This window comes from Chromobacterium sp. ASV23, from assembly GCF_016428945.1.
GTDB lineage: Bacteria > Pseudomonadota > Gammaproteobacteria > Burkholderiales > Chromobacteriaceae > Chromobacterium > Chromobacterium sinusclupearum.
This window is the reverse complement of the sequence record NZ_JAELTR010000110.1, coordinates 1-4,478: the sequence shown is the minus strand read 5'-3', so window position 1 is coordinate 4,478 and position 4,478 is coordinate 1. Positions and strand designations below refer to the sequence as shown.

Below are 4,478 nucleotides of genomic sequence, written 5' to 3'. Positions count from 1 at the left end.
GCGGGATCGTCTGTCTCCGAAGGCCTCCCCGCCATTCCGGACTCGCTGGAGGCGGCAGAAGCGGTGGCGGCGTTGGCGAACGAGCAAGATGCGCTTGAAGCAGTGGGCGAGGAGATCGAGCCAGCACAGGCTACTCCGTCTGAGGCGTTGGAGATGGACGCTTCCGTAGCCGAGGCCTTGCCAGAGCTTGAAGAGTCCCTGATTGAGGCGCCCATTCCCGAATTGTTGGAAGTTTCCGACGTCGTATCCGAGCCGGGTCTGGCGGATCAAGATGGCGAGTCTGCTCTGGGCGAGCAGCTTGATGAGGCCATGGCGCTGCCAGAGCTGCCGAGCGCGGTAGAAGCATCTCCGGATGTCCAGGCCGCAGAGGACGAGCCGCCAGTTGTCGCTGACGCAGCTGCGTCTGAAGCGCTGGCTTACGATGCCGTTGCCTTGCCCGAGCTGCCGGTGGTGACCGAAGTGGCGCTGGACGAGGTCGACTTGCCTGCGGCCCCCGCGGCTATTGTCGAGGAGGCTCCGGCCGGCGAGGCGGCCGCGTTGCCGGAGTCGCCAGGGAATGCGCAGCCGGCTACGGAAGCGTTGCCAGTTGATGCTATGGAGGGCTTGGGCGAGGAGGGCGTGGCGCTTGCCGAAGAGGCCGCGGCAGCCGCATCGCTTACGCCATTGGTCGAGCAGGCGCCATTGCCAGAGCTTGCGAGTGAGGCGCTGGAGGCTGGGGCGGAGTCCGTTGCCGAATCTCAGTCTGAAAACGCAGCGCTCAGCGATATCTCTCCTGCCGAGGCGGAGGCGCTGCCTGAACTGGCCATCGACCAGCCGCTTGTCGAGCCTGACGCGGTAATCGACTTCGGGCAGGCTGATGACGCGTCTGCTGCAGCGATTCAGACGTTGTATGAGTCGGTGCCGGAGCTGGCGCCGACCGATGCGATGGCCGGCGAGTTTGCGGCAGAGCCCGAAACGCGGATTGAGGCCGTCGATGCTCAAGCAGCCGGCGCTGCGCCGGAGCCGGCTCTGGCCGAATCCATGGCGGGCGAGCTGGCGGCATTTGCCGAGCCGCTGCTGGAAACCGAAGTCGCCAATGATCTGGACGCTGCCGCTGTCAGCATGCTGTATGAGGGCGTGCCGCAGCCTGCGCCGCTGGAAGACGAAGACATGCCGGCCTTGTCCGGCTTGCTGGAGCGTGGACAAGAGCAAGCGGCGGCCGAGGCATCGATAGCCGAGGCTGCCGCGTTGCCCGTGTCTGTGGTCAGCGTCGCCGCCATGGCCTCTGCGGCGGCCGCTGGCCGGCCGCTTCCGCCGCCCTTGGACGAACAAGCCTTGTTCGAGTCGCTATACGAGCAGATGCTGCCGAGGATGAAAGTGGAGCTGTCGCTGTGGCTGCAGGACGCCATCGAAGTGCAGGCCAAGCAAATGCTGTCCGGCATGATGCATCAACTGAAAGAGGATTACGAAATGCTATTCAGCGACGCGCTGAAAGAAAGCCTGCGCGAGGCGCTGCATCATGCAGGCAGCGCAGGCAAGGACGAGGAGCAGCCATGAGCGACCGATTGTCTGATATTGTGACCCGAACCGGCGACGATGGCTCCACCGGACTCGGCGATGGCAGCCGCGTGGCCAAGGACAGCCCTCGGATTCAGGCATTGGGCGACGTGGACGAGCTGAACTCGGTGATCGGCGTGTTGTTGGCCGATCAACCGCCGCAGCCGATGGCGCAATGGCTGGCGGAAATCCAGCACGATCTGTTCGATCTGGGATCGGAGCTGGCCGTGCCGGGCTATAGCGCGCTTACCGACAGCCATGTGCAGGCCCTGGAAGGTTTGGTGGCCTTCATGAATGAAGAGCTGGGCCCGCTGAAGGAGTTCATTCTGCCGGGCGGCCTGCGCACGGCGGCGCTGGCCCACCAGGCGCGCTCCATCTGCCGCCGCGCCGAGCGCAGCATCGTCGCGTTGGCGCGGGAAGAAACCTTGTCCCAGCCCTTGCGCCGCTACCTGAACCGACTGTCGGATTTCCTGTTCGTGCTGGCCCGCTATCTGAATCGCGAGGGCGGGGTGCCGGATGTGTTGTGGAAGCCGGGGAGAGAGCGCTGAGTCTTGGCTCAGACACTCTGCGCGGTTTTGTTCGCAGCGCAAAGTCAAAACAGGCTGGTTGTCCAATGGGCAACCAGCCTGTTTGGCTTGCCGGCCCTTGCGCATGATCGCAAGATCATGCCATACGAGGCCGCCATCGGCCCCTGGCCTGTAACGCAAGCGCGGCACGATGAGATGCGCCACGCAGATCCCAGCCGCAGTCTCCTCAAGAGGCCGACTCCTGGCCCCTCGCCGCACTCATGCTAATATAGGCTGATACCGCTGCGATCCAGATCGCCAGCCATGACCAACAAAATCCGATAAAAACATGAATCTGATCAAGCTCATCAGTCCGTTCATCGCCATCGGCCTGGCCGTTGCTAGCCCGCTAAGCCACGCCGAACCAGAAGATCAGCCCTTGCCTGGCGATTTTCAGCCGGCGCCTGCCGCCAAGCCGCTGCATCAGCCGCGCGCCAAGGCTGCGACGTCCCACAGCGCCCCTAAAGCCACGCGCGCGCCGAAAGCCAAAGGCACGCATGCCAAATCTGGCAAGGCCCATGGCAAAAAACATGCGGCGAAAGCGCACGAAGCCAAGAAACATCGCGCCAAGGCCAAGCCAGCCCACTCCGCCGCCAAAGCACCCAAGGCCCGCCAAGCAAAAAAACATGCGCATAGGCCGGCCAAGGCGCATAAACACAAAGCGCATAAAAACAAAAAGTTAACTACCCATCCTCATCAAAAGCAAAAGAAAAAACATTAAACCTCTTGTCAGCCAATAAACGGACAGGCATAATCCACATCTCTTCGCCGGTGTAGCTCAGTTGGTAGAGCACCTGACTTGTAATCAGGGGGTCGCGAGTTCGATTCCTGCCGCCGGCACCAATTCTTGTTCCTAGGTCTTCCTGGGAATTCCAAAAAAGCCCGTAAACGCTAGCGTTTGCGGGCTTTTTCTTTCCTATGCTGTCCTGGCGATTCCGATAGCTTCCAACGCAATTCCGGGGTACATTTCGGGGTACATCGCTAGTTCGATAAAGGAGATACCCCATGTCTCTCACTGCACAGGCGGTTAAGAACATCAAGCCCTCCTCCAAACTTGCCAAGAAAGCAGATGGTGGGGGGCTTTTTTTGTGGATCTTTCCCAACGGATCCAAGTACTGGCGCTGGCGCTATTACCTTGGGGGCAAAGAGAAGCTACTAGCCTTGGGCGTGTACTGCGGCCCGCAGCAATTTGACTCGCAAGGCAATGTGATCGACTCTGCCGTTGAGATGAGCCTGAAAGAGGCACGCGAAGCGCGCGACAAGGCCAAACGCCTGCTAGACAACGGCATCGATCCTGGCAAAGAAAAAGCCGAGTCGAAGCGCTTCGCACAAGCGCATGCGGAAAACAACATAGAGTGTGTAGCCCGGGAATGGCACGACAAAAATCGCGCACGCTGGGTACCCGACCACGCCAACCGCATCCTGCGTCGATTTGAAATGGACGTTTTCCCCTTCATCGGCAAAGAGGCTGTTGATAGTCTCAAGACTCACCATCTGCTTGATGTGTTACGTAAGGTGGAAGGGCGCGGCGCGCTTGATGTTGCCAACCGTCTACAGCAGCACCTCGTCGCCGTTATGCGCTACGCCGTGCAGACGGGCCGCATTGCCAGCAATCCAGCGCTGGATCTGCAAGGCGCGCTGAAAGTACCGGAAAAACAGCACCGGGCGGCGTTACCACTAGATCAGTTGCCATCCCTAGTAAAACGCATTGGCGACTATAAGGGCCGAACGCTTACCCGAGCGGCGCTCCGCCTCACGCTACTGACATTTTTGCGGTCAAGCGAACTGAGGATGGCGCGCTGGGAGGAAATCGACTTTGAACGTGCCGTTTGGACTATTCCCCCGACGCGCAAGCCGATAGAGGGCGTCCGCTACTCTACCAGAGGGGCAAAGATGCGGACTCCCCACGTCGTCCCCTTGTCGCATCAAGCCATCGCGGAGCTGGATTCTATCCATCCAATCACAGGCCGTTTTGAGCTGATTTTTGCCGGCGACAACGACTCTGGCAAACCAATGAGCGAGAACACCATCAACCAGGCGCTACGTAACTTGGGTTACGATACTAAGGCCGACGTGTGCGGGCACGGCTTTAGGGCAATGGCATGTTCAGCTTTGAACGAATCTGGCATTTGGGCTAAAGATGCTATCGAACGTCAGATGAGCCATGCAGAACGTAACACAGTACGTGCAGCGTACACGCACAAAGCGGAGTACCTGTCGGAGCGGCGTCGGATGATGCAGTGGTGGGCCGATTTTCTTGATGCTCAGCAGGAAAGCTACATAGAGCCATCAGAGTTCGCAACACTGCAGACCCGGTAGGTGCATCCACAGAATGCATGCCTGTCTCTTATACACATCTCCGAGCCCACGAGACTC

At 60.1% G+C, this 4,478-nt stretch carries 4 protein-coding genes and 1 tRNA gene; all 5 read left to right on the top strand.

Going from position 1 to position 4,478, the window contains the following annotated elements:
- On the top strand, positions 1-1,536 hold a 1,536-nt coding region (locus tag JHD59_RS21595), incomplete at its 5' end, for a hypothetical protein (protein ID WP_199155778.1).
- Positions 1,533-2,084, top strand: coding sequence for a cob(I)yrinic acid a,c-diamide adenosyltransferase (locus tag JHD59_RS21590; protein WP_103317669.1), 552 nt, complete (start codon positions 1,533-1,535; stop codon positions 2,082-2,084). The genes JHD59_RS21595 and JHD59_RS21590, both read left to right, overlap by 4 nt.
- 307 nt (positions 2,085-2,391) lie before the next feature.
- Positions 2,392-2,823 carry a hypothetical protein gene (locus JHD59_RS21585; RefSeq protein ID WP_199155777.1) on the top strand — a complete coding sequence of 144 codons (432 nt, stop codon included), beginning with the start codon at positions 2,392-2,394 and terminating at the stop codon, positions 2,821-2,823.
- Between the two features lie 46 nt (positions 2,824-2,869).
- A tRNA-Thr gene (locus tag JHD59_RS21580) sits at positions 2,870-2,945 on the top strand.
- Between the two features lie 162 nt (positions 2,946-3,107).
- Positions 3,108-4,421: an integrase arm-type DNA-binding domain-containing protein gene (locus JHD59_RS21575; protein ID WP_199155776.1), complete on the top strand. Its 1,314-nt coding sequence runs from the start codon at positions 3,108-3,110 to the stop codon at positions 4,419-4,421.
- The last annotated feature ends 57 nt before the right edge of the window (positions 4,422-4,478 follow it).